22 protein-coding genes and 4 tRNA genes are annotated in these 25,211 nt (G+C 50.7%); 11 read left to right on the top strand and 15 right to left on the bottom strand.

Features of this window, described 5'->3' with window-relative positions:
- Window positions 1-342: 342 nt before the first annotated feature.
- From CIB36_RS11155 to CIB36_RS11130, 6 genes are all read right to left on the bottom strand, one after another.
- Window positions 343-418, bottom strand: a tRNA-Gly gene (locus tag CIB36_RS11155).
- A 33-nt stretch (window positions 419-451) separates the two neighbouring features.
- Window positions 452-527 (bottom strand) — tRNA-Phe (locus CIB36_RS11150).
- Window positions 528-542: 15 nt separating this feature from the next.
- Window positions 543-619: transfer RNA gene (locus tag CIB36_RS11145), tRNA-Asp, on the bottom strand.
- Window positions 620-622: 3 nt separating this feature from the next.
- Window positions 623-698: transfer RNA gene (locus CIB36_RS11140), tRNA-Val, on the bottom strand.
- A 149-nt stretch (window positions 699-847) separates the two neighbouring features.
- Complete coding sequence (locus tag CIB36_RS11135; RefSeq protein WP_093989613.1) at window positions 848-1,651, bottom strand: TIGR03915 family putative DNA repair protein; 804 nt, start codon at window positions 1,649-1,651, stop codon at window positions 848-850.
- Window positions 1,630-2,937 carry a putative DNA modification/repair radical SAM protein gene (locus CIB36_RS11130; protein ID WP_093989612.1) on the bottom strand — a complete coding sequence of 436 codons (1,308 nt, stop codon included), beginning with the start codon at window positions 2,935-2,937 and terminating at the stop codon, window positions 1,630-1,632. Before CIB36_RS11130 ends, CIB36_RS11135 begins: the two co-directional genes overlap by 22 nt.
- Before the next feature lie 155 nt (window positions 2,938-3,092).
- On the opposite strand from CIB36_RS11130, the gene CIB36_RS11125 reads away from it, so the two are divergent.
- The 5 genes from CIB36_RS11125 to CIB36_RS11105 all read left to right on the top strand — a co-directional run bounded on the left by CIB36_RS11125 (window position 3,093) and on the right by CIB36_RS11105 (window position 7,392).
- Window positions 3,093-3,530 carry an RrF2 family transcriptional regulator gene (locus CIB36_RS11125; protein ID WP_093989611.1) on the top strand — a complete coding sequence of 146 codons (438 nt, stop codon included), beginning with the start codon at window positions 3,093-3,095 and terminating at the stop codon, window positions 3,528-3,530.
- Between the two features lie 214 nt (window positions 3,531-3,744).
- Window positions 3,745-5,043, top strand: coding sequence for an O-acetylhomoserine aminocarboxypropyltransferase/cysteine synthase family protein (locus CIB36_RS11120; protein WP_093989610.1), 1,299 nt, complete (start codon window positions 3,745-3,747; stop codon window positions 5,041-5,043).
- Between the two features lie 18 nt (window positions 5,044-5,061).
- Window positions 5,062-5,985, top strand: a complete 924-nt coding sequence (gene cysK, locus CIB36_RS11115) for a cysteine synthase A (RefSeq protein WP_093989609.1) — start codon at window positions 5,062-5,064, stop codon at window positions 5,983-5,985.
- 19 nt (window positions 5,986-6,004) lie between these two features.
- Window positions 6,005-6,538 carry a GNAT family N-acetyltransferase gene (locus CIB36_RS11110; RefSeq protein ID WP_093989608.1) on the top strand — a complete coding sequence of 178 codons (534 nt, stop codon included), beginning with the start codon at window positions 6,005-6,007 and terminating at the stop codon, window positions 6,536-6,538.
- Entirely contained in the window at window positions 6,535-7,392 is an 858-nt protein-coding gene (locus CIB36_RS11105) for an aminoglycoside 6-adenylyltransferase (RefSeq protein ID WP_093989607.1), read from the top strand. Before CIB36_RS11110 ends, CIB36_RS11105 begins: the two co-directional genes overlap by 4 nt.
- A 57-nt stretch (window positions 7,393-7,449) precedes the next feature.
- On the opposite strand, the gene pepF is transcribed toward CIB36_RS11105, so the two are convergent.
- Window positions 7,450-9,219 (bottom strand): oligoendopeptidase F, encoded by a 1,770-nt coding sequence (gene pepF / locus CIB36_RS11100; protein WP_093989606.1) that lies wholly within the window; start codon window positions 9,217-9,219, stop codon window positions 7,450-7,452.
- 186 nt (window positions 9,220-9,405) lie between these two features.
- Here pepF and CIB36_RS11095 point away from each other — a divergent pair, with 186 nt between their 5' ends.
- The gene (locus CIB36_RS11095; protein ID WP_093989605.1) at window positions 9,406-10,749 is read left to right on the top strand and encodes a WD40/YVTN/BNR-like repeat-containing protein; all 1,344 of its coding nucleotides are present in this window, start codon (window positions 9,406-9,408) and stop codon (window positions 10,747-10,749) included.
- A gap of 49 nt (window positions 10,750-10,798) precedes the next feature.
- On the opposite strand, the gene CIB36_RS11090 is transcribed toward CIB36_RS11095, so the two are convergent.
- The 4 genes from CIB36_RS11090 to CIB36_RS11075 form a co-directional block, all read right to left on the bottom strand.
- Window positions 10,799-13,927, bottom strand: coding sequence for an AAA family ATPase (locus CIB36_RS11090; RefSeq protein ID WP_093989604.1), 3,129 nt, complete (start codon window positions 13,925-13,927; stop codon window positions 10,799-10,801).
- Complete coding sequence (locus CIB36_RS11085; RefSeq protein WP_093989603.1) at window positions 13,924-15,072, bottom strand: exonuclease SbcCD subunit D; 1,149 nt, start codon at window positions 15,070-15,072, stop codon at window positions 13,924-13,926. Before CIB36_RS11085 ends, CIB36_RS11090 begins: the two co-directional genes overlap by 4 nt.
- Before the next feature lie 22 nt (window positions 15,073-15,094).
- Window positions 15,095-15,340, bottom strand: coding sequence for a hypothetical protein (locus CIB36_RS11080; RefSeq protein WP_093989602.1), 246 nt, complete (start codon window positions 15,338-15,340; stop codon window positions 15,095-15,097).
- A gap of 360 nt (window positions 15,341-15,700) precedes the next feature.
- Window positions 15,701-16,090, bottom strand: a complete 390-nt coding sequence (locus CIB36_RS11075) for a DUF4854 domain-containing protein (protein ID WP_093989601.1) — start codon at window positions 16,088-16,090, stop codon at window positions 15,701-15,703.
- A gap of 168 nt (window positions 16,091-16,258) precedes the next feature.
- Here CIB36_RS11075 and CIB36_RS11070 point away from each other — a divergent pair, with 168 nt between their 5' ends.
- From CIB36_RS11070 to CIB36_RS11050, 5 genes are all read left to right on the top strand, one after another.
- Window positions 16,259-17,032, top strand: coding sequence for a methyltransferase domain-containing protein (locus CIB36_RS11070; protein WP_093989600.1), 774 nt, complete (start codon window positions 16,259-16,261; stop codon window positions 17,030-17,032).
- A gap of 80 nt (window positions 17,033-17,112) precedes the next feature.
- Window positions 17,113-17,487, top strand: a complete 375-nt coding sequence (locus CIB36_RS11065) for a desulfoferrodoxin family protein (protein ID WP_093989599.1) — start codon at window positions 17,113-17,115, stop codon at window positions 17,485-17,487.
- 1 nt (window position 17,488) lies between these two features.
- Entirely contained in the window at window positions 17,489-17,770 is a 282-nt protein-coding gene (locus tag CIB36_RS11060; protein WP_093989598.1) for a hypothetical protein, read from the top strand.
- A gap of 330 nt (window positions 17,771-18,100) precedes the next feature.
- The gene (locus CIB36_RS11055) at window positions 18,101-18,610 is read left to right on the top strand and encodes a CarD family transcriptional regulator (protein WP_093989597.1); all 510 of its coding nucleotides are present in this window, start codon (window positions 18,101-18,103) and stop codon (window positions 18,608-18,610) included.
- 178 nt (window positions 18,611-18,788) lie between these two features.
- Window positions 18,789-19,433 carry a helix-turn-helix domain-containing protein gene (locus CIB36_RS11050; protein WP_093989596.1) on the top strand — a complete coding sequence of 215 codons (645 nt, stop codon included), beginning with the start codon at window positions 18,789-18,791 and terminating at the stop codon, window positions 19,431-19,433.
- A 141-nt stretch (window positions 19,434-19,574) separates the two neighbouring features.
- Here the strand turns inward: CIB36_RS11050 and CIB36_RS11045 are convergent, their stop codons facing one another.
- The 4 genes from CIB36_RS11045 to CIB36_RS11030 form a co-directional block, all read right to left on the bottom strand.
- Window positions 19,575-21,284, bottom strand: coding sequence for a TIM-barrel domain-containing protein (locus CIB36_RS11045; RefSeq protein ID WP_158662671.1), 1,710 nt, complete (start codon window positions 21,282-21,284; stop codon window positions 19,575-19,577).
- Between the two features lie 280 nt (window positions 21,285-21,564).
- Complete coding sequence (locus CIB36_RS11040) at window positions 21,565-22,488, bottom strand: aldo/keto reductase (RefSeq protein WP_093989594.1); 924 nt, start codon at window positions 22,486-22,488, stop codon at window positions 21,565-21,567.
- A complete protein-coding gene (locus tag CIB36_RS11035) occupies window positions 22,485-23,903 on the bottom strand; it encodes a Sapep family Mn(2+)-dependent dipeptidase (RefSeq protein ID WP_093989593.1) in 1,419 nt (472 codons plus the stop codon). The genes CIB36_RS11040 and CIB36_RS11035 overlap by 4 nt, the downstream gene beginning before the upstream one ends.
- A 17-nt stretch (window positions 23,904-23,920) precedes the next feature.
- Window positions 23,921-25,210 carry an L-cysteine desulfidase family protein gene (locus tag CIB36_RS11030; protein ID WP_093989592.1) on the bottom strand — a complete coding sequence of 430 codons (1,290 nt, stop codon included), beginning with the start codon at window positions 25,208-25,210 and terminating at the stop codon, window positions 23,921-23,923.
- Between the last annotated feature and the right edge of the window lies 1 nt (window position 25,211).

Here is a 25,211-nt window from a genome sequence, read left to right as displayed (position 1 = left end):
CGCGCCGTAAAACGCGCCATTTCATTTTGCACGGCTGCCCAAAAATCAACAGAAAAATTGTACGAAATTTAAAAATATTTTTTAGTCAACTTGCTATTTTTTAAAAATTTCGTATGTTTCCACAAAAACCAGAAAAATCACCCCCGAATTTTCACAAATCAGAACAGGTGAAACCCGCATTTTTCCGAGATTTTTTCGCAAAATAGGTACAAAAGTCCATTTTGATACAGTATATCATTATATAACAGGAAAAAAGGTTTGTCAAGAAAAATCTTTTCCTAAAATTTTCCCGCTTTCGACACGCAAAAAAGCAAGTACACAAACTGTGTACTTGCTTTTACTTGGAGCAGGTTACGAGGCTCGAACTCGCTACCTCCACCTTGGCAAGGTGGCGCTCTACCAGATGAGCTAAACCTGCGGGTCGTACCCATACTATTGCATAGATACGAAATGGTGCCTCCGGACGGAATCGAACCATCGACACGAGGATTTTCAGTCCTCTGCTCTACCGACTGAGCTACAGAGGCGGATGAAAGAAAAATTGGCGACCCGTATCGGGATCGAACCGACGACCTCTAGCGTGACAGGCTAGCGCTCTAACCAGCTGAGCTAACGGGCCGGGTGGTGGGAACAACAGGGCTCGAACCTGTGACCCTCTGCTTGTAAGGCAGATGCTCTCCCAGCTGAGCTATGCTCCCATCCGTATCGCATTTTTCTTTCTTGTCTCTCAGCGACGAATATTATTTTACCAAATGATGAGAGGTTTGTCAACACATTTTTTCAAAAAAGTGTATTTTATTTCTTTTTTATAAAAGTTCTTTTTGTTTCCCCTTTATTTTTATGGAAATCACTTTAGAAGTGTTTCTTCCCTGTTTTTCAGCGTGCGGCGCGCCTCCCTGGGAAGGTTCTGGAACTCGGTCATGCAGTTCCAGTAACGCTTGGGCATGTGGTTGCGGCGGCAAACCGGGTTTTCCCGCTCCTTTATGGCGATGCTGTCATAATAATGCTGCCAAAGGTCCCGGTAAAGCTGCTCCTCCTCTTCGGCTTTGGGCAGTTCAAAGCCCTCCACGGAAAAGATCCTCGCCTCAAAGGGCTGGTAAGCCAGTATCGCCTGATGCGGGCGGTCATAAATCAAAAACCGCTCCCCCGAAAACCGGGCGCAGAAATGCTCCTGTATTTTGGGAAGCACAAAGTTCTGCGGCTCGATCTGGGCGATCAGCACCCCTTTGATCTCCGAAAAGCGCAGGAATTCCAGCGTCAGATGGCTCTCGTTTTTTAAATAAAGCTGCGCCCGGTACAGGGCGTTTACCGTATCGTCTGCCAGCATGTCCATCACAGCGGCGCCATAGCGGTACCCCAGGCGCAGAAAGCGGATCAGCGCCAGTTCCTTTTCCTCCATGCAGCTCAAAAAAATGTCGCTCACCAGTTGCGCCGCCGCCTTGGAGATCTTTTTGGAAACAGAAGCGAAAACCCGTCTTGCGTGCTCCGGGTCTGTTTCGATCCATACCTCCGGCGTAAAGGTCAGCTGCCCGCGGTCCGGCGGGGCAACAGAAGCCGGAAGCTCCCTGCGCGCAAAGCTTTCAAACACACAGCAGAGCATCCCCTCGAAAGAACCGTCATAGCGGTATGTCACATCTGCCCGGTCAAACATTTTCTCACATCCTCTCCCGTCAGGCGGTTTTGTTCCGGAAATAATGACAGCTGTTCGTAGCTTTGCGGCAGCATCGCCATCCCCTTGTCGGACAGCAGTCCCCTTAAAATACTATCCTGCGTGATTCGCAGTCCTTGCGCCGCCTTGCCGCAGCACACAATAAAATACTGCGCCCGTTTCAGCACCACGCCCAGCTTCTTTAAATCTTCAAAATGAAGCGGTCCCACCTTACGGGCCTTCAAAATCTTCCGGGCGCTTTTTACCCCGATCCCGGGCACTCGCAGCAGCATGTCGTAAGAAACCCGGTTGATTTCTACCGGGAACAGCTCCAGATGATTGACCGCCCAGTTGCATTTAGGGTCGAGCACCGGGTTAAAGTTCTGGTGCTCTTCATCTAACAGCTCTTTTGCTTCGAACCCGTAAAACCGCAGCAGCCAATCGGCCTGGTAAAGCCGGTGCTCCCGCAAAAGCGGCGGCTTGGTGGTAACGGACGGCAGCAGGGAATCCTCTACCACAGGGATATATGCGGAAAAAAACACCCGTTTCAGCTGGTATTTCCGGTACAGCCCCTCGGTCAGACGCAAAATCTGGAAATCGCTGTCCGGCGTTGCCCCTACGATCATCTGGGTGCTCTGTCCCGCCGGGGCAAAGCGCGGGGCGTGCCGGTACTTTACCAAATCGGCGCCGTTCTCTTGGATCCTCCCGGAGATATAGCCCATCGGCTTCAAAATGTCCGTTTTAGATTTATCAGGCGCTAAGGTCTTCAGGCTGTCCTGCGAGGGCAGCTCGATGTTGACGCTCATCCGGTCCCCCAAAAGCCCCAGCCGCGCGATCAGCCTGCTGTCCGCCCCGGGGATCGCCTTGACATGGATATATCCCTGAAACCGGTATTCTTCTCGCAGAATGGTAAGCGTTTCGATCATTTTTTCGCAGGTGTCGTCCGGGGTGCGCAAAATCCCCGAGCTGAGGAACAGCCCTTCAATATAGTTGCGCCGGTAAAACTGGATGGTCAGGTCGGCAAGTTCCCTTGGGGTAAACGCGGCGCGGGGGGTATCGTTGCTTCTGCGGTTGACGCAATACTTGCAGTCATATACGCAAAAATTGGTCATCAGCACCTTCAGCAGAGAAATGCACCGCCCGTCCGCAGCAAAGCTGTGGCAGATCCCGCAGGAAACCGCACTCCCCAGATCCCCGGGCTGCCCCACACGGTCCACCCCGCTGGAGGTACAGGCAACATCATATTTTGCAGAATCCGCTAGGATTTTCAGCTTTTCAAAGATGGTCATGCAACTCTCTCCTTTCAAAAGAACATTTGTTCTTATTGAATTATAGCAAATCTCCCGGAAAATGTAAAGAAAAATTTGATTGATTTCCGATTATTCCTATCTTATAATAGGAAATATAAAAGAAGAATGGTATATCCTAAGAAAGGAAGTTTAAGATGAAAATTTCTACAAAAGGACGGTATGCGCTTCGGCTGATGGCCGATCTTGCCGAATATAACACCGGGGAAAATATCAGCTTAAAGGATATTTCCGCCCGGCAGGGCATTTCCTTTAAATATCTGGAACAGATCATCACCCTGCTCAACCGCGCGGGTTTTGTAAAAAGCGTGCGCGGGCCGCAGGGCGGCTATCGCCTTGCCCGCAGGCCGGAAGAATACACCGTTGGCGAGATCCTGCGCCTTACCGAAGGCAGCCTTGCCCCTATTCCCTGCCTGGATGGTTCTCCCAATTCCTGTGAACGGGCAAATGAATGCGCAGCTTTGGAAATGTGGGAATCCTTATATCAGGCGATTTTAAATGTAGTAGACCACACCACACTGGCCGACCTAGTGGAAAACAAAAGAAAAAAAACCGGCTATGTCTTCAGTATTTAAAATTTTTATACAGCAGGGGTTGACAAATCTTCCTTTTCAGGATATATTATATTCATACTAATCCTATAGGATTTATGTAAATAATAAAAAGGAGGCTGTCCTATGGCGACCCTAATGCGCATCAAAACCCGTCAATGCAACTGGAGGAACAGCCGAATGTGTCTTTCTATCCAACCATGACCTTTATCAATTAAGATAGAAAGAAGTGCTGAATATGAATGACCAGAAGAAAAATTACCATTTTGAAACCTTACAGCTCCATGTTGGCCAAGAAAAACCAGACCCGGCCACCGACGCACGCGCCGTACCGATCTATCAAACGTCTTCGTATGTGTTCCATAACAGTGAACACGCGGCCGCGCGTTTTGGGTTGTCAGATGCTGGGAATATCTACGGCCGGCTGACTAATCCCACCGCAGACGTATTTGAACAGAGGATCGCCGCCTTGGAGGGTGGATGCGCGGCACTGGCTGTTGCTTCCGGCGCCGCTGCGATTACCTACACATTTCAGGCGCTCGCCCATGCAGGAGATCATATCGTAGCGGAAAAAACTATTTACGGCGGAAGCTACAACCTGCTGGCACACACCCTCCCGGACTATGGAATATCCGCCGCCTTTGTAGAACCAGATGACCCGCAGGCTTTTGAAGCGGCGATCCAGCAGAACACTAAGGCCATCTTTATAGAAACGCTGGGCAATCCCAACTGCAACCTTGTCAATATGGAAGCTATCGCCGAGATTGCACATCGCCACAAAATCCCATTGGTCGTTGATAATACCTTCGCGACCCCTTACCTGTTCCGTCCGATCGAGCATGGCGCGGACATAGTTGTCCATTCCGCAACCAAATTTATCGGCGGGCATGGTACCGCGATCGGCGGGGTGATCGTGGACAGCGGCAATTTCGACTGGAAAGCCTCTGGAAAGTTCCCTTCCCTTTCCGAACCGGACCCCAGCTATCATGGCATGGTCTTTGCCGATGCGGTTGGGCCGGCCGCTTTGGTCACCCGAATCCGCGCAGTCCTTCTGCGGGATACTGGGGCTACTATCTCCCCGTTTCATTCGTTTCTCTTTTTGCAGGGGCTGGAAACGCTGTCCCTGCGGGTAGAACGCCATGTGGAAAACGCGCTGAAAATAGTGGAGTATCTGAGCCGGCATCCCAAAGTGGAACGGGTCAACCACCCTTCCCTTCCTGAGCATCCATGCCACAGCCTGTACCAACGGTATTTTCCAAATGGCGCGGGATCGATCTTCACCTTTGAGATCAAAGGCGGCGCAGAAGAAGCGAAGCAATTCATTGACCGGCTTCAAATCTTCTCCCTGCTTGCAAACGTAGCGGATGTGAAATCGCTGGTCATCCATCCGTCTTCCACCACCCATTCCCAAATGACATCTGCAGAACTTGCCGGGTCAGGGATTCGGCCTAATACGATCCGGCTCTCGATCGGAACAGAACACATTGACGACTTGATCGAGGATTTGGGATCCGCATTCAGCGGGATCTCCAATTAAAAAGAAAGAGGTATGATCATGGCAAACATTCATCAAAATTTATCAGAACTGATCGGGAACACGCCCCTATTGGAGCTGTCCCATTTTGAAAAAAAGAACGGCTTGAAAGCATCTGTGATCGGCAAGCTGGAGTATTTTAATCCGGCCGGGAGCGCCAAAGACCGTATTGCTAAAGCAATGATCGAGGATGCGGAGCAAAAAGGCATCTTAAAGGAGGGCTCTGTTATCATCGAGCCAACCAGCGGCAACACCGGCATCGGCCTTGCCTCTGTAGCGATAGCAAGAGGATACCGCGTTATCCTGACCATGCCGGAAACCATGAGCGTGGAACGCCGCAACCTGTTAAAGGCATACGGCGCGGAGCTTGTCTTGACCGAGGGCGCGAAAGGGATGAAAGGAGCGATCGCCAAAGTGGAAGAATTATCCAAGGAAATCCCCGGTGCATTTATCCCCTCCCAGTTTGAAAACCCGGCGAATCCGGCGATCCACAAGGCGACTACCGGCCCGGAAATCTGGAGAGATACCGATGGCGCAGTCGATATTTTAGTCGCAGGCGTAGGGACCGGCGGTACCTTGTCCGGCGCAGGCGCATACCTGAAGGAGCAAAACCCCGCTGTCAAGGTCGTAGCGGTAGAGCCAGCCGCCTCCCCGGTGCTTTCCAAAGGTACGCCCGGACCGCACAAAATCCAGGGAATCGGCGCCGGGTTTATTCCCAAAACCTTAAACACCCATATTTATGACGAGATCATCACCGTGGAAAACGACGATGCGCTCAGCACTATGCGGGAAATCGCCCACACGGAAGGGCTGCTTGTCGGAATCTCGTCCGGGGCGGCAGTCTGGGCGGCAGCTTTCCTTGCAAAGCGCCCGGAAAACGAAGGGAAAAAGATCGTTGTCGTCCTGCCGGATACCGGGGAACGCTATCTGTCGATCCGAGAATAAAAGCAAAGGACTGGATCATATGGAAATCATCAAAGGGACTCATCAGGATTTAGATGAGGTGACACAGCTTTACGAAAAAATCAACGGCCACTTAAACGGCAGATATTGCCGGGGTTGGAAAACAGGGGTTTACCCCACTCGGGAAATCGCAGAAGAGGGGCTGTTGACAGGCGGCCTTTACCTGGTAAAAAAAGACGGCCAGATCGCCGGAACCATGATCTTAAATCATCACTGTGCACCGGGGTACCATCAGGTGCTTTGGAAAAGCGGTGCCTCCGCACAGGAGGCCTGGGTCGTCCACACCTTTGCGGTACATCCCGATTTTTTGCGGGACGGCGTGGGAAAAACGATGCTTCAGTTCACTGTGGCCGAGGCAAAGCGTCGGGGCCTGCGTGCGGTCCGGCTGGATGTGTCCCCGGATAATCTTCCAGCGATCCGTCTTTACGAGAGGCTGGGTTTTCAGAAAAACGCCGTGCTGGATCTGGGGTATTTTCTTCCAGAGGTGTACCCGTTCTATCTTTATGAGCTTTCCCTGACAGGAGAAACGGTATGAGAAATGAACAAGAAATTATGGAGCTGGTGCTTCAAACCGCACAACAGGATGACCGGATCCGTGCGGTAACCATGAATGGCTCCCGAAGCGACCCAAACGCAGCCAAGGACAGGTTTCAGGACTACGACATCGTCTTTTTCGTGACGGAGTTGTCCTCTTTTCTGTCACAGCCAGATTGGATCGACTGTTTTGGGGAGCGGGTGATCCTGCAAACCCCTGAGGACATGGAACTGTTCCCGCCTTCTCTGGGCGGGTGGTTCACCTACCTGATGCTGTTTGAAGATTTAAACCGGATTGACCTGATGCTGATCCCGGTCAGCGATGTTGCAAGATATGCCGAACAAGGGGAACCCACGGTGCCTTTGCTGGATAAGGATGGAATCTTGCCAAAATTCCCTGCCCCGTCCGATCAGGCTTTTTGGGTAAAACGTCCCAGCAGACAGTGCTTTTTGGATTGCTGCAATGAATTTTGGTGGCTGGCCCCTTATGTCGCCAAGGGTATTGCCCGGAAAGAATTGTTTTATGCATCAGAACATTTGTCTTCCATGCGTAAACAGCTGATGACCATGATCTCCTGGAAGGTGGGGGCTTTCAATCATTTCCAGGTCAGCGTTGGTAAAATGGGCCGCTATCTTCCGCGTTATCTGACAGAGGAGGAGCTTGCCCCTGTTTACAGCGTCCTTCGTGCAGACAGCCTGGAGCATTGCCGGGAGTCCTTGGAAAAACTGCTGGATTTATTTTCACAGTATTCAAAATGGGTCTCCAAAGAACTTTCCTACCCGTACCCGGATCACGAAGAAAAAGTGACCGCTTATTTAAAGCGGCTATCTTTCTTTAACGATACCAATAGTTAAAACGGAGGAGGTCTGAAGCAAATAATTGCCTCAGACCTCCTCCGTTTTATTGATGCATTACTTTTGAAGCTCCTTTAACTGCTTTAACGTTTCCCGGAATACTTCTGCCGTATCCAGAACAGGCTGCGGGCTTTCCATGTCTACCCCTGCCACCCGAAGCATGTCGATCGGGTGCAGGCTGCTCCCGCCGCACAGGAACCTGCGGTAAGCGTCTACCGCAGGCTGGCCCATGGTCAAAATCCGCTTCGCGATCGCAGTAGCCGCCGCGATCCCGGTGGCATACTGGTACACATAAAAGGCGGTATAAAAATGCGGGATCCGTTCCCACTCATCACAAAGTGCTTCGTCTACCACAAACTGATCGCCGTAATAAATTTGGTTTAACTCCCCGTGTAGCTTGGAAAGCTCCTTTGGCAACAGCGGCGTGCCCTCCTCCACCCAGCGGTGGGTCTGCCGTTCAAAATCCGCAAACATCGTCTGCCGGTAAAAGGTAGAGCGCAGGTCATTGAGCTTTTTATCCAGCAGCAGGCATTGTTCTGCTTTGGTGGCCGCGTGCTTCATCAGATAATCGCTGAGCAGCGCTTCATTTAAGGTAGAAGCCACTTCCGCGCAGAAAATGCTGTAGCTGGAATACACATATGGCTGGTTATGACAGCTAAAATAGGTGTGCATGGAATGCCCTAATTCATGCGCCAGCGTAAATACATCATCCAAAGTCCCGGTGAAGTTTAAAAGGACATATGGGTAAGAGGTGTAAGAACCGGTAGAATATGCTCCCGTGCGCTTGTTGTCCCGCGGGTAAACATCGATCCAGCGTTCTTCAAAAGCCCTTTTTACTAGTTGGGTATAGTCTTCTCCTAAAATGGCAGTCGCTTTCAGCACCAGTTCCTGCGCCTCTTCATAGGTGTAGGTGCGGTCGCTGTCCTGTTCCAGCGGGACAAACAGATCATAAAAATGCAGGTCCGAAAGCCCCATCTTTTCCCGCCTGTATTCCACATATTCGTGCATCGGGCCGACATTGGAACGGACCGTGTCGATCAAATTGTCGTAAACAGTTTCCGGAATGTGGTTTTGGAACAGCTTCATGCTGCGGGCGCTTGGGTAATTCCGGTTTTTCGCTGTAAAACAGTCGTCTTTTACAGAACCGTAATAAATGGAGGTAATGGTGTTCCGGTAGGCGCCGTAGGTCCCCAGCAGCCCATGGAAATACGCCTCACGGAACGAGCGGTCCGGGTTCATCAGCGCGACATGGTAATTGGCTTCTGAGGCGGTCATCTCAGCGCCGTCCGGCGTTTTCACGACCGGGAACTTCAGGTCGTTGATCACCAGATCCTCAAAGATCTTGCTGAAGGAGGAGCCCATGTCGTTCATCCGCACCATCATCTGTTCCATCGCATCGGACAGCACATGCGGCTTCTTTTCCATAAAGTCCTTGGCAAATGCGGAAAATTCCAGCAAGGCGGGTTCTTCCTGCGCATACCGTTCAAAGTCGGAAAGGTCGTGCTCCATCAGCTCCGGCGCTAAAAAGGAGAGCCTTTCCCCAATCACAGTCGCGGCGTTCTGCGCCGTTTCATACAACTTTTTCGCCGCGCCGTCCGACATGTTCTGGTCAAAATTTGAATTAGCGAACACAATGAGATCGTACAGCCGCTGATCCAGTTCAAAATACTGCCGCGCCGTCTGCAAAAGCGCCTGCGCGTTCTCTGCGCAGCTTCCCTTTCTCTTCTCCAGATCCGCGGCAAGCTGGTTTACCCGCTCCAGTTCCTGTTCCCAATCCGTGTCGGAAGGGTACATTTTTCTTAAATCCCACAAATATTTTTCTTCCAATTTATCTCAAATCCTTTCTTTCGCGATCTCTTCCCAACATAGAGTATATCCGGCAAAGCCTTCTCCTATGCCAGTTTCCTGTTTCCAGTATACTACATCTTTTGCCTATGTGGAATCCCTAAAAAGATATTGTACTGGATTTTTTTATGTGCTACAATGGGAAAAACAACGAAAGAAGGGTTTCTGATGCATCCGTCCTCTAAGGCAAAGATAATAGGCACAACATTTGGCATTTTGATCTTGCTGATCGGGATATTCCTCTTTTTTATCATAGGCCCCAGCCGGGAATCCCGGCCGATCGAAAGCTTTTCGGCGAAAAACCCCGCGCCTGTCATGGCGGCGGAAGACATCGTTTCTGCCTATCTGCAACAGTATAAATCGAAAGAAATGCCCCGGTCCATGCGGATCTCTGATTACGGTATCCTGGAAACGGAAGAAATGGAAGCGGGCTCTGATGTGATCTATGTTCATATCCGGTACTGGCTGCGTCCCTCCCTGCCCGTCTTCCACGTTTTCCACGACTGGGGGGAAGAAAATGACGGCAGGATCGTCTGCGACAGGGCGTTGAGACTGATACGGGACCCAGGAAACCCAAATATCCTGAACGTTTCTGAAAACAGCGACTACCTAACTGTTCAAACCCAGCTTCAGGAACAGGAGCGCCGTGAAAATGAAAAACTGCAAAATGAATATGAGATCCCGCATGGATTCCCGCAAATGCAGAACACCTACTGCATTACCGACGCCTCCCAGGTTTTAGTATCCTATAACGACGGGGAAAGCTGGACGGACCCTATCCCTGTCACCTCGGATGTCCTCACAGACCTTTCGGATACCAAATACCATAATGTTCTTCCTGAGGGAAGCTACTACATCACCCCGGAAATGACTTCCTTCGTGTATCGCCAAAACGGTTTTTTATGGTGCTGTCACTCAACAGACCAGGGAAAGAACTGGAAAATCTCCAGCATCACTTCAAACACCTATGCGGAGCGGATGCTGCTGTCCGGCTGGACCTCCCAGCAGGAGGGCTGGCTCATCGTTTCCTATGACCGGCAAATGTCCACCGAAGCCAAAGCCGTTTTTCTGACCCATGACGGCGGGCTTAGCTGGGAAGATCAGGGACGCGGCGCGGCCGATCTTACCACCAGGATGTTAAAGCACGGCGGTTTTGTAACTCCCGATGTAGGCTTTCTTTCGTTCGGCCCATCTAACCGTCTTCTTGGAACTACGGCCGAAGGATACGACATCTTTGATCCATCTCCAGAATTTTACCGCACAGAGGACGGCGGAAAAACCTTTTCCGAAATCAAGCTCCCCATTCCCGAAACCTACGACGCGGAGATCTTTATTTGTGCGCAGGCCCCTGTTATGGAGAAGGACGGGGCCCTCTCTCTTCTGGTCGACCAAGGGGACAGCGGGGATTATCTAGGCGGCAGGGTATGCCTGCGGTTTATTTCGGAGGACTTAGGAATGACCTGGAAATTTGACCAGGAGTTCACCCCAAAGGAAATCGACTTCGGCGGATAAGCAAAAAACGGCATGGGACAATCCCCCTGCCGTTTTAATTTTTGGGCTGTCAGCCCACGATCACAGAAATATGGCTGCCGCTGCGGCCCTTTTCCACCACGATCTTCTGTTCGATCCGCTCTTTCAGTTCCCCAACATGGGAGATGATCCCCACCAAACGGTTGGAACCAGTCAATTCCTGCAGGGTTTCCACCGCTTGGGAAAGGGATTCCTCATCCAGCGATCCAAACCCCTCGTCCACAAACATGGTTTCCAGCCTAATCCCCCCTGCAAAGCTTTGGATCATATCGGAAAGCCCCAGCGCAAGCGCAAGCGACGCCTTGAACGATTCCCCGCCGGAAAGGGATCTCACGCTTCTCTGTTTCCCGGTATACTGGTCAAACACGTCTATTTCCAGCCCGGTCATGCTTCTTAAATTGCTGGCGTTTTCCCGCTGCACCAGTTCGTAACGCCCAGAGGTCATGTGTTCCAGCCTTAAGTTGGCGCGCAGTAAAATCTGTTTAAAATACGTGGTCTGTACATAAAGCTCAAACGGGATTTTCGGCTTTCCGGCAAGTTCCCCGTTTGCCGTGTCGGACAACTCCTTGCGCAGCGCATAATCCTGCTCCAGTGCCTCCAGCCGCTTCTGACATTCCGACAGCTTTAAAAATACAGTTCGGTTCGTTTCCAGCCGGTGATGCCCCTCCTGTTCCAAACGCCGCGTTTCTGCGGCACGCAGCCGCAAAGCCTCCAGTTTCTCCTCCCATTGGGACAGGTCCTGGCGCCGGATCCCCTTCACCTGCCCGGAAAGCTGCTGTTCCGCGGCCTTTGTTTGGGCCAGCGACATTTCGTAATCCGTAATCTTTTGTTCTGTTTCTTTGATTTGAAGCTCATCTGTCAAAAAATGCCGGTATTCTTTCCAGTCGGAAAAGCCGCAGTCCTTCCGCGTTTGTTCCGCCTGTCCGGCAGCTTCTTCATAGCTTTTCTGCGCCGTTTTCAGCTGTACGGCCTGCTCTTCACAGACTGCCTTTTCCTTCTCCAAAGTTTCCCGGCTGTGCTGCCAGTCCTCCTGCGCTTTCTGCAATGCCTGCCGGGAGACTGCCAGTTCTTCCTGCTTTTTAGCCAGCTGTGCCGCGATCTCCTGTTTTGACAGATCGGTCTGTAAGCCCGACAATTCCCCCGCTGTTTTTTGGCAGGCTTCCCGGTCTGATAAAAGCTCCTGATTGATCCTCTGCCATGCGGCAAGCTGTTCCTCTGCCTCTGCCTGTATTATTTTGATTTGTTGCTGAAGCTGGTTTTCCTCCTCTTGGCGGAACAACAGCTGCTCCCGTTCTTTTTGTAATGAGTCCAGCCGTTCCTTTTCCGCTGTCAGCTGGCCGCGCAGCGCTTCTTCCCACTCTCCGGCTCCCTGCGCTGTCAGGCCCGCCTGTCCGGCAGTTTGTAGAAAAGAGTTCCACCCAGCCTCCTGCGCAGAGGAAAACGCCGCCATCTGCCGACTCGTTTCCTGCCAAATATGGCGGAGGCCGTCCAGCTCTTTTTTATAAGCCCCCATCTGCTCCTGAGAAAGCGCGTCTGCGGAAAGCTTTGCAGGGTCGGGATGCTCACAAGAGCCGCAGACAGGACAAGGCTCCCCAGCACAGAGCGTCTGAGCCAGTATCCCGGCCTGGGAACGGTAAAACTGCTGCTCTAACCGATCGAACTGTGTTTTCCCCGTTTGATATTCCTGCTCTGCTTCGCGGTATCTTTGTTCCAATCGAGGACGTTTTTTCTCCTCAGCCAGATATGCCTGCAGGGTACCATCCAGTCCCAGCAACAGGGTTTCCCGGCGTTTAGATCCCTGCAAAGCCTCTTCACAGGTCCGGTAAGGGGCCTGCCAGCCTGCCAGCCCTGTCAGCCTCCGTTCCATTTCCCGGAACTTTTGCAGATTTTTTTCCCTGCTCTCCTGCAATTTGCCGGCCAAAGTCTCTTTTTCCGCTGTCTGTGCCTGCTGCTTTGCAAGATCTTCCTTTAAACGCGCCGCCTGTTCCGCCTTTGGCAGCATCGCCTCCAGCGTGTGGATCTCCCGGACTAGATTCTCCCGTTCCGGTTCCCGCGCCTGTTCCCGCTTTAATACATGTTCGGCTTGCCTGTGCAGTTGTACGGCCTGTGCAGCCCGGAGCTTAGATCGTTCCAATTCCTTGGACAGCGAAGCATAGGAATCCTTGAAAAAGCCAGCCCGTTCCGCTGCGGGATGCACCCGGTATAAAGCCGCCTTCTGCCGTTCCAGCGCCTGTGCCGCCAACGTCATGTCTGCTTCTTCTCGCCCCAAGTCCTCTAAAGCCTGCCGCAGCGTCTCCCACTGTGCCAAAAGCTGGTTCTGCTGGCGGAATATCTCCAAGCTGGAGATTACTTTTTCCTGCTCTTTTTTCCCGCGCTCCTGCTCTTCTTCTAACATGCGCTGACGTTCCTCCAGCTGCCCGATCATCACTTCCAGCAGATGCAGGATCGTTTGCGTATCATATATATTTTTTTCCTGCCGCAGGCGGTCGATCTCCCTAGCCGCTTCCTCCTCTTCCGTGCAAAGGATCTCTTCCCGCCGGTTCATGATCTCCTGCTGACATTCCTCTTTTCTACGCTTTACCTCCAGCATCTCCTGCTTTAGACGCATTTGAAAGGAAGAAAATGATTCCGTGTGGAACACCCGCCGGAAGATCTCGCTCCGCTCCCGGCTGTCTGCCAGCAATAGCTGGAGAAATTCCCCCTGCGCCAGCATGGCGATCTGCTTAAACTGCTTGTAATTTACTCCCAGCAGTTCCTCGACCTGCTCGGTCACGGCCTGCCAGCCGGTGTATACCTTTGTCCCGGTCCTCAATTCAGCCAAGGCGTTTTGCACCGTTTCCCCAACGCCGCTTTTTTTGGCCCGCTGATATTTTGGACTGCGCCGAACGGTGTACTCCTTCCCCTGATGGGAGAAGATAAGTTCCACCCATGTGTCGGACTGCGGGCCTGCAAAATCACTGCGCATCAGTTCCCCGCCGCGGTTTTCTCCACTGCCCTGTCCAAACAGCGCGAAGCAAATTGCGTCAAACACCGTTGTTTTCCCGGCGCCGGTATCCCCGGTGATCAAAAACAATCCCTGTTCTGAAAGCTTTGTAAAATCCACCTGCTCCGTTCCGGCATAGGGCCCGAAAGCAGAGAGCGTAAGCTGTTTGGGTCTCATCGCGCTTCCTCCCTGTTTCCTGCCAGCGCGCGGCGCACCAGCTCCTGCTGGCTTTCGCTCATCGGCTGGTTGTTCTGCGCTTCGTAAAAATCCTGAAACAGCTCAAACGGGTCCTCTTTGCGGGCCGCCTCACTGGAAAGGGAAAAAGCGCCTTGCGCCTGCTGCCGGCGGTTTTCAAACTCGATCTGCATCACGTTAGGATAAACATGCCGCAGCTTCCCAATCGCGTCGATCACCGTTTCCTCATCAGTCAGGGTAACATGTAGGTAATCCTCCGGGTCTGCCAGCCCCGCTACTTCCGGAGAAATCAGGGTGCGAAGTTTCCCTTTGATCTTCCGCATATCCCTTGCGGGGGTCAGCTCGATCAGCTTTGTTTTTACCGTTCCCTTTTCCCCAAGCTCCACCATACAGATGGATTTATGCTGGCGGCATTCTGAAAAGGAATATTTCAGCGGAGAGCCGCTGTACCGTATCGTGTCCCGACCAATTCTCTGTGGGCCGTGCAGATGACCCAGCGCCACATAGTCAAACCCGTCAAATACGCTTGCGTCAACCTGGTCGATCCCGCCCAGTGAAAGGGTTTCAGAATCCGAACGCTCCGGCTCAGCACCTCCGGCTACCACAAACTGATGCGCGATCAGAACATTGCGTTCGCCGGGCGAAACCGGAAGCCCCGCAAGCACTTCTTTTACCGCCTGATGATAGCTGTCGCTGCGCTGTTCCCGGTATGCGTTTACCATGGCAGGCTTTATAAAGGGGAGCAGGTAGATGTGCACCGGCCCATATTCATCACACAGGCTGTAGCAGTCGACCTTGCCCTGATAGCAGCCGGAAACATAAACTCCCTGCTTTTGCAGGATTCTGCCCGCATAATCTAAGCGCTCCGGGGAATCATGGTTCCCGCTGATGAAAAAGACCGGCACTGCCTGCTCCGCCAATCGGGTCAAAAACCAGTCAAATAATTCTACCGCTTCAGCCGAAGGGATCGTTTTATCATAAACATCCCCCGCGATCAGTACCGCCCCCGGCTTTTCGTCCTGTGTTATCCTGACGATCTGGCGCAAGATCTTCTGCTGATCCGGCAGCATAGAAAATCCATTGACCCGCTTTCCGATATGCAGGTCTGAGCAATGCAAAAGCTTCAAGCTGTTTTCCTCCTGTTTCTGTTTAATCCCGTTTAGGCTCCATGTATTCCTTTTCTCCGCATTTGGGGCAGCGCAGGATCTTCCCCTCCACTGCATTCACAGATCCAAATAGCATCACCCGCAGCCGTGGCTTCCACCGGTTCCCGCAATTAGGACAGATAAAATGCTCGTGCCTGTAAAAATACCAGTACCGGCATATCACATATAGCAGTACAAGCGCCAAAACTGATATAGCGATCCAAAAAATCACTCTGCCAACCATTTCCATACTCTGTTCCCACCTATTTGATCATTGCTTTTATTGTATCACGAAACCTGAATGAAGAAAAGGCTTTCCCTGTATGCCCTGTGAAAAAGGCTCCCCCGCCAAATGGCAGGGGAGCCAAATCAAAAGATCTTTCTATTAAAGCATTTTTGTTTTTTTAGAGATAGCCTGCTTCACCGCAAAACTCCTGAACAGGACCACAAACGCAATAGACAGCACTAAAACGCTGCCGTTGATCCTAGAAGCATCCGTTTCTTCCGTAATTTTGCAGAAAAGTCGAGCAGAATCCACAAGGGGTCAAACAGAAAAAACGACTCAAAAAAACCGCGGAACATGCCCGCAGCTTTTTTGAATAAGGACTGATTATTTTGCTGTAAATTCCTGAGAATAAATTTCGGTTCCATCACTTGTAGCATAAATCACTACTACGACCGGGTTTTCTGCGCTGACTGCCCCTTTCAATTCTGCCGCAAGCCCTTCAAAGGTGGAAGCCTGTGCTTCAACGCCAGCTTTCAGGCCTTCTTCCAAACCGGTTGTGTCGGTGCCCTCGGCAAGGGTAAAGGTATAGATCAGCTTATCGCCTTCCCCGGTAACAGAAATGTCCATCCCAGATCCGCTTAAAGAGCTTTTGAGTTCTGCGATTTCAGACTGAACGGCTTCAGAAGACGCAAATTCTTCTACGCTTGGTTTTCCGCAGGCGGTCAGGCAAAAGATCATTACGACTACCAGCAAGCTTGTCAATAATTTTTTCATTGTAATTTCCTCGTTTCATGTTTATTTGTTAAAAATGCCCCCATGTTTTTAGCATGCCACAATCAATTCTAAAAGTCAAGGAGATTTATTTTAGAACCTCCTGTTTATGGCTTTTTCGTACAGGCTGTGCTATACTGAAATCATATTCTTTTCAATGAGGTGAACTATATGTCAGATTGGAGCTCCAGCCAATATCTTAAATTTAAAAGCCAGCGGACACAGCCGGCCATTGATCTGGCAAACCGGATCACAGCTTCCTCCCCTTCTAATATATTGGATGTCGGGTGCGGCCCCGGAAACAGCTCGCAGGTTTTAAAGCAGCGTTTCCCCAACGCCTCGGTCCTTGGGATCGACAGTTCTGAAGACATGATCCGCAGCGCTTCCCAGACCTACCGCGACATAGAATTTCGGCTCTGTGATGCGCAGACAGAACTATCCGGGCTTCACCGAACCTTTGACGTGGTTTTTTCCAACGCCTGCTTGCAATGGATCCCGGACCACCCTCGGCTGATTCCCAGCCTGATGGAGCAGCTTGTCCCCGGCGGCTGTCTTGCCGTGCAAATCCCCATGAACGAGCACGAACCGATCCACCAGATCATCCAAAGGATCGCCAGTTCCCCGGAATGGAAGCCCCGGTTTCCAAACCCAAGGATCTTTTATACGTTAAGCCCAGGGGGGTATTTTGACCTGCTCTCCAAGCTGACCCGGCAGTTTGACCTGTGGCAGACTACCTATTTCCATATCATGAGCTCCCACCAAGATATTTTGGAATGGTACCGCGGAACCGGGCTGCGCCCCTATCTTTCCGTATTGTCACAGCCCGATCAGGCCTCCTTTGAAAGCCAAATCCTCAAAGAGCTCCAGGCCGCCTATCCAAAACAGGAAAACGGGGAAATCATCTTTCATTTTCCGCGGTTCTTTTTCCTCGCCGTAAAAGAATAAATCTGACGGGATATTTTTCTGTTCACCGGGAAGAATACCTTTAACAAAGGGTTCGCCCAAAGAGGAAAGGAAGTATAAAGATGGAAATTTATCGCTGTGACCACTGCGGGAATATCGTCGTCTATCTCACCAATCACAAGGTCCCCGTCCACTGCTGCGGAGAAAAGATGCACCTGTTAAAGGCAGACGTCACCGATGGGGCCAAGGAAAAGCACATTCCTGTTTTTACACATAAGGACGGACAGATTGTGGTCGAGATCGGTTCCGTGCCGCATCCTATGCTGGAAGAGCACTGGATCGAATGGATCATGATCGAAACAGATCAGGGGGTCTCGGTAAAATGGCTGAAACCCGGTGCAAAGCCGGAAGCCGCCTTTGCGCTGGCAAAGGGTGAGTCTCTAAAGAATGTGTATGAATACTGCAATATCCACGGATTGTGGATGAAAAAGGCATAATATGATGAACGCGTTTCTTTTCTGCCAGTTAAATGCCCAGCTTGACCAGCTTCATGGGAAACTGCTTTGTTATCAAGGCCCCCGGCAGGCCTATTATGGAAAAACCGGAAGGCTTTTAAAACAGTTTGATGAAAATTGCTGCGACCCTACCCAGGAGGTCAGGTATACCTTTGAGGGAACAGACTTTTTCTGGATGATGACCGGAACGGAGCTTTGGGAGGAGTGGCGGTATTTTTTACCGGTAGAGCCTGTCAGCCCCAGCTACTGCCCGGTTTCCGAGTAGGGCTCCTTAACAGGCAATCGTGTAAAAAACACTTTTTCACACACCGCTTTGTACCTTTGCCGTTTTGCTTTTGGCGGCGAGGGTACAAATTCTGAAGAAAGAAATGATTGATTTTTATACAAAAACAATCTGCTCCTATTCATAAAATTCGCACAAATTGAGAAACTATTTTTTGTTATTTTGTCCTTTTTTTCAAAAAATGTGATATAATAAGTATATAAGTGTTCAACGTGTAGTTTTCTTGGCAAAACATAAGTCCAGTTGATGCCAGGCTGCACGTTTTATTTTTGAAGTTCACTGGACGCGTATCAAGGCAAAGTGGGGAGAAACATGTATCAAATCAATGACATGATTTTGTACGGAACCGAAGGGGTGTGCAAAATCGATTCAATCGTAACCAAAGAATTAGCTGGCGAAGCGCAGGAATATTATGTTTTAAAGCCTGTGTACAGTGAAAACTCAACCATTTATGTACCAGTACATAACAAAAACCTGACAAAAAAGATGCATCAGGTCCTTTCCACCCAAGAAATCTATCAGCTGATCGAAAATATATCTGATGAACAACCCGACTGGATCGAAAACGAAAACGAGCGTAAAGAAAAATTTAAAGAAATCATGTCCAGCGGAAAACGCAGTTGGATGCTTCAAATGATCAAATCCCTTTACCACCATCAGCAGGAACAGCAGGCCAAGGGAAAGCATCTGCGTTCCTCTGACGAATATTTCTTTTCAGAAGCTGAACGGATCTTATATGATGAGTTTGCCCTTGTTTTAAATATCAAGCAGGAACAGGTGCTCCCATTTATTATGAACCAAATCCAGCTATCACAAAAGTAGGGCTTTCTCAGGAATGCTCAAAGCGGCCGCCCGGACATTCTGTGCCGGGCGGCCGCTTTTCTCAAACTTCTAGGGGAATTTCCTGCCGGAACCCCCTCGTTTCTATCGATTCTACGGTACGTGGGTGTTATAATAGGAAGCTTTTTTACAAAATATCCTTTGAAAGGATTGATGTTTTATGGATCAGAAAAAAATCGGAAGGTTCATCGCGGCCAAAAGAAAAGAAAAATCTCTTACACAGCAAGCCCTTGCAGATTTGATCGGCATCAGCAATAAAACCGTTTCAAAATGGGAATGCGGCAACGGCCTGCCGGAGGTAAGCCTAATGCTGCCGTTATGCAACGCTTTGGGAATCACAGTGAATGAATTGCTTTCCGGGGAAACGCTAGACAACTCCTATCAGGAAAAGGCGGAAGAAAACCTGATCGGTTTGATCAAGGAAAAAGAGACCCAAAGGGCAGGCGGAAAAAAAATCATGATCGTACAGGGCGCGGCCTTAGTAAGTTCGGTCCTTCTCTGGCTTTTGCTCTTTGCCGACAGCAACGTATACCAGTTAGGCGATTTCCCTACTCCACTCACGCTGGGCTATTTGGTCGCCGGATTCGCGGCGATCTATTTGGTTATGATGACCGCATGGCTTGGGATCGTCAAAAGAAATATGATGATGATTTTTGCCGCATTTTCCTTTGCCTCGCTCGTCTGCTTGCTGATTTCCTTTAGCCATGCCACCCTTTGGCTGGTCCCGCCTGCCGCGGCAGGGATGCTGGGCTGCTTTGCGCTGAGTATTTGGAGCTATTTTCATCACAAACGTCTCCGCCAGTAAACGGCAAGCCGCTTTCCTTTTTGGTTTCAGTTTGAGGGATCGGCAGTAAAAAAAGTATGGAGCCCAAATGGACCCCATACTTTTTTCGTTTCAAGCTTTTTGATTCTACGAGGAAAGATCCTCATTCAAGCTCAAGCGCTCTTAGCGTTCCGCTTTTACATAAACAGGAATGTTGTCTGTCCGGACATCCAACCAGCCGCTTGGCACGGTTTTCCCAGTCCAGTAATCGGTCCATTCTCCCTTGGGTAGATAAACCCTTCTTTGCGTCTGCTCCGCTGTCATTGGCGCGACCAGCAATGAATCACCCAGCAGATACTCGTCGTCTATTCCATAGGTTTCCGGGTCGGCGGTATAATCCATCACCAATGCGCGCACCGGCGGAATCCCGGTCCGGTGATATTTTTCAAAGGCTTTTTTCAGCATGGGGATCAGCTTCTTTCGTTCATTCAGCAGCGCCTTTACCTCTTCCTCACAGCCAAATTCAAGCCACGGTGCCTGTTCGCAATACCATGCGTTGATCAGGCACTGCACAGAAAACACAGCCGTCTGCAATCTGCGGATAAAATCTGTCTTGGTCTTTCCTTCGCGCACCTCCGGCGTCCACAATAAACCGCTGAAGCCGCAATTGACTACCCCGCGGATAAAGTCCCGGTGGTCGTACAGGTCGCTGTACAGCACAAACGGATAGGAGCTGGCAAGCGCCCCGGCCTGCCGTACCTCAGAAAACGTTTCATGCTCCCCTAACGCCTCTAGCATCGTCTGCATATATAGGGTGCCAAATAAATTATGGTACACATCTCCGTCAATGCCGGAGGGGAATTCGATACAATCCGGAAAGCTCCAGTCCAGTACAAAGTCGCTGTTGTCACATTCGTCCAGCTTAAACCCATCGATCCCCAGATCGATCAGGTGTTTTCTGTGATAATCAGAGAAGCGCTTCCTTGCCTCCTCTGTCACAAAATCCGGAACCAGACCCTGCCACACCTCAAAGTCTCCGGAATGGTCCTTCATCTCATGATATAAAGGCGAGGTGGCGTCAATAAAGGCATGCTCCCATAAATTGATATGGAAATCATTCTTCCGCAGGTATTCCACTACTTCGCGGTAATTGGGGAAACGCTCTGAATCCCATTGGTACGAGCACGGATAACTTCTGCTGTGCCAGCCAGGCTCCAGACCTATGACGTCACAGGGGATCTGGTTGTCCCGGAAATACTTCGCCTGCTCCATCACCTGATCGCCCGTAGACTTTACATAGCACCGGTAATAAACGCCCAAGCCCCATTCAGGCACATCACACCCGCCGCCCGAAAACTGGTTGTACTGCGCCACAATATCCGTGATAGTGTCGCCCTCAAACAGGTATAAGTCGATCCCCTTGGCATAAGGGATCTCAATCGCCATGACGGTGTCCTCTTCCAGCGCTGTTTTCTCATACAGCGCCTCGGCCGTTACCGTGACCGCATTATTGGGTTTTGGAGGACGGTTTTTATTTTTGCCGTACCCGCAGTAAAACGTTGCGTTTCTTGCCGTATCCAGGTAAATCCCGTATCCGTTCGTGGTGACAAAGAACGGAACCGGCGCGTGGCTGTCCCCCGTGTTGGCAACGGGGTCGGAATTAGTGCGCAGCGTCTTTTTTGTTCCCTTGTGCCGAAAGCCCTTTAATTGCAGCCCAAATCCATATACCTCTTCTTGGTACTGGAGCGGCAATTCAATAACACAGCCCCGGTTTGTCTGTTTATATGTAATTTTGCTCAGATCATACTGTATGTCTGTTTCCTGATAGTTCAGGTTTTTACAAAATTTTGTAGGAACAAATTCTTCCGGTGTTCCAAATCTGATTTTTTTCATATGGTCCCTCCTTGATCCGGCCTGATCCATCTGCAAAAAACACATCCTGTGATGCCTATATTGCGTTTTAAGCGAGGTCTATAAAACATTTGGCTTCCTGTACGGTTCGCCAGCGTTATCTTGGCCTAAACCATAGGATTATTCTACCACAAATCCTCAAATTCTTCAACAAAAGACTCCGAGCGCGCACCGTCTTTTTAGTCTCTGCCGCAATGGATCTCATTTCACTTACCGCAGCAAAAAAGAGGCGCGGCCAATTGGCTGCACCTCTTTTTGTGGGTTACGGCAAGTCCTTCCCTGCCGCCAAGTAGATCTCATACCATTCTTCCCGGGTCAACCGCACGTCTGAAGAAGCGCAAATATCCTCTAAGCGTCCCCGATTGGTCGTCCCTACGATCGTTTGAAGAGCCGCGGGATGTCTTGAGATCCATGCAACTGCAATAGCGCTGTTTGTTACCCCATATTGTTCCGCGATCCGGTCGATCACCTGATTCAGCTTTGGATATTTTTCCATGTTCCCTAAAAATACCCCTTCAAAAACCCCATACTGGAACGGGGACCACGCCTGAATGGTGATCTGCTTGAGACGGCAGTATTCCAGTACGCCCCCGTCACGGACAACACCTGCCTGGTTCACCATATTCACATTCAGCCCTGCGTCAACCATTCCGCAGTTGGTAATGCTGAACTGAAGCTGGTCCGTTACCAGTTTGTCTTCGCAATAACGGCTGAGAAGTTCCATCTGCATCGGGTTCTGGTTGCTTACTCCAAAATACCGGACCTTTCCCTGTTCTTTTAAAGTATGGAAAGCCTCCGCCACCTCTTCCGGTTCCATTAAGGTATCCGGCCTGTGCAGTAGCAGAACGTCCAGATATTCGGTGTTCAGCCGTTTTAAACTGGCGTCTACGCTGCTAAGGATATGCTCCTTTGAAAAATCATAGCAGACTCCCGGCCTAATGGAACACTTTGATTGTATAATCATCTTTTCCCGAACGCTGGGCGACATTTTCACTGCCTTTGCAAAATGGGATTCCGCTTCCCCGTTCGCGTAAATGTCCGCATGGTCAAAAAAGTTAATCCCTTGTTCCATTGCTGTGCCAATCAGTTTTCCTGCATCCTCCACAGACAAACCGGTCAGCCTCATACACCCCAACGCAATCTGCGAAACGTTCAAACCGCTGGTCCCTAATTGAATATATTTCACCTGTTTCTGCTCCCTTCTTCCGACGCTTCTTTCCCCATGACCTTATCAAGGTCGATCAACGCCAAAATATAAATTTTCAATGCCTTCAACAAATTTGGAATCGACTGTGCCTCATCCGGGCAATGGCAGTTCCCATGTCCTTCAGGCAGTTTTAGTGAAGAACCATCCACCGGCAGTCCCGGCCCATAAGCCACCGCGTTCGGGATTTTTCTAGCATAGGTTCCGCCTCCCATGACAAAGGGCTCCGCCTGTTCGCCTGTCACCCGGTTGTAGGTGTTTACTAAACTTTTCACATACGGCGATTCTTTATCAAAATAATTGGGCTTGCTGTCATGGCAGCTCATGACCTGAAACCCCAACTGGCCTGCCGCGTCGGTCAATGCATTGATAAGCCCTTCTGCCGGGACAAAGATCGGATACCGGATATTCAGATCCAGTACTGCATGCCTCTGCTCAGTGCGGACCTTCCCAGCAACGCAGGTCAATGCGCCGGAAACCTCGTCCCGGCAGTCGATCCCCAAGCAAGAGCCATCGGATACCGCGCAAATTTTTCTAATCGAATCCACAATATCCCAATCACTGTCAGATAATACCCCGGTATCTAAAACAGCGCTACATACCGCCTCTATCGCATTTACTCCACCCTCTGGGAAAGCGGCGTGGGCCGACACACCTTTTCCACACAGCCGTGCCCCCTGTCCGGCTGGCTCCCATACGGCCGTTTCTGAAAAAGGACCGGCCGGCATCCTGGAAAGCTGAATCTCGGCAGCATCCGGCACCATGTTGGATACCAGCCCGCCGTGTAGCCTTGCCACCGCCTCGGAAAAAGGCTTCTTGGACTTCAAACGCACCTCCAGGATCCCCTTTTCTCCGTAGCAGACTGGGAAGCCACAATCAGTAATGATGTTGAAATCCGGAACATTTTCATGCTCCACATAATACTGCGCGTCATCCATCCCGGTCTCCTCTGCGCAGCCCACGATCTGGCAAAGGCTGTTTTGCATGGGAACCCCTAAATCCCTTAAACAGCGCATTGCATATAAAGCCGCGACGCATGGGCCTTTGTTATCCTGAACGCCCCGGCCGATCAAAAAATCTCCTATTCGGGTACACTGGTACGGCGGATAGCTCCATTTGTTTCCCTCCGGCACAACGTCCAGATGGCCCCACAAACCGATGGTTTTTCCACCATTTTCCCATAAAACGACTCCACATCGCTCTTCCACGTTCTGGGTCTTAAATCCGTACCTACCCGCCATCTCCAGCATTGCGGACAATGCCTGCGCACAGCCCTCCCCATATGGATATGGACCTTCCTGCCGGCGGGAAACACTTGGATAAGTTACTAGGCGGCTGATGTCGGCGACCAGCTCCTCCTGATGCGCTGAGATCCATTCGTCAATCCTGCGTTCCATCTTGACCCCTCCTGCTGTTATTTATCCAGCATCATATTTAAGATCGTCGCATTGGTATTGCTCATTCCCTGGTTTCCAAGCGTCCCCAAGTTGGCAAGCGTTGTTTCCACATCAAACGCCACGATCCCATCATAGGCGTTCGCACCAATCCCATTAAGCGCCATGGTTGCCGCACGGACCGCGGAATTGACCGCCGTAGCGATCTTTAAGGCACAGCCCGATTTTGCGCCGTCGCAAACAACGCCGGAAATATCCGCCACCATGCTGTTGATTCCATATTTCATCTGCTCGATATTGCCGTCTAAAAGATAAATGATACCGCAGCAGGACCCGATCGCCGCCGCAATAGAACAGCCGCATAATACTGACAGCCTGCCAATATAATGCTTGGTATGGATCGTAACAAGGATACTCAAGGCCAGCGCCTTTAGCACCTTTTCAGTTGGCAGCTCCAGCTTCCAGCCGATAGAGGCGACCGGAAGAGAAGCCGTCAGCCCCTGATTCCCGCTGCCCGCCGCGCTCATCACTGGTTTTTCACAGCCTGCCATCCGCGCATCAGCGGCGGCAGCCGTGCAGGCAACCGCAAAGCTGGCAATATCATTGGAAACCAAACCGGTATGTTCACTCTTTAAAATGTTTTTTCCCACCATCAGGCCATAATCATTTGTTAAGCCCTCTTCCGCAATGGCACGGTTGAGCCTGATCACCTCTTTTAAAAACAGTAGTTCTTCATCCTCCACTGAATCGACAAAATCTACGATCTTTTCCAAAGTCATCGCATATGCCTTTTCTTCCTCGCCGCCAGCCGTGTCCTGTTTTTCAAGCGGATGTTCTTCTATTACCTGCTCTCCCCGCTTTAGCAGGACTAAGTTGGTATGCGTGCCGGCAATAACGGCCTGAGCTGTTTTCGACCCATTTTCCACGATAGCCTGAATATAGATCTTTTCCTCTGTATCGGCAATCCCAACCTTCACCGCCTTTTCAGCTGACATCTTCTTGGCCGCCTGCTTCTGCCCATCCGAAAGCCCGTTCAAAACCAATAACTGTTTTTCCGGGGCCGCGCTCAGGCTTCCTAAAGCGGCCGCGATCTCCAGTCCGATCATCCCGGTCCCGGGGATGCCGACATTCATTCCATTTTTAAAAATATATTGGCTGACGTTTACCCGAACTGTCTGAACCGGGCATCCCAGTTCTTTAGCGGCGTACGCGACAGCCAGCGCCACCGCGGCCGGCTCTGTACAGCCCAGCGCGGGTGATATTTCCGTTTTTAATATCTGAAGATATTCTTTGATCTCTTTTCTTTCCATC

It is taken from the genome of Massiliimalia timonensis (genome assembly GCF_900186585.1).
Taxonomy (GTDB): domain Bacteria; phylum Bacillota; class Clostridia; order Oscillospirales; family Ruminococcaceae; genus Massiliimalia; species Massiliimalia timonensis.
Note: the sequence above shows the minus strand (reverse complement) of the source record. Positions and strands in the feature narration are given on the sequence as shown.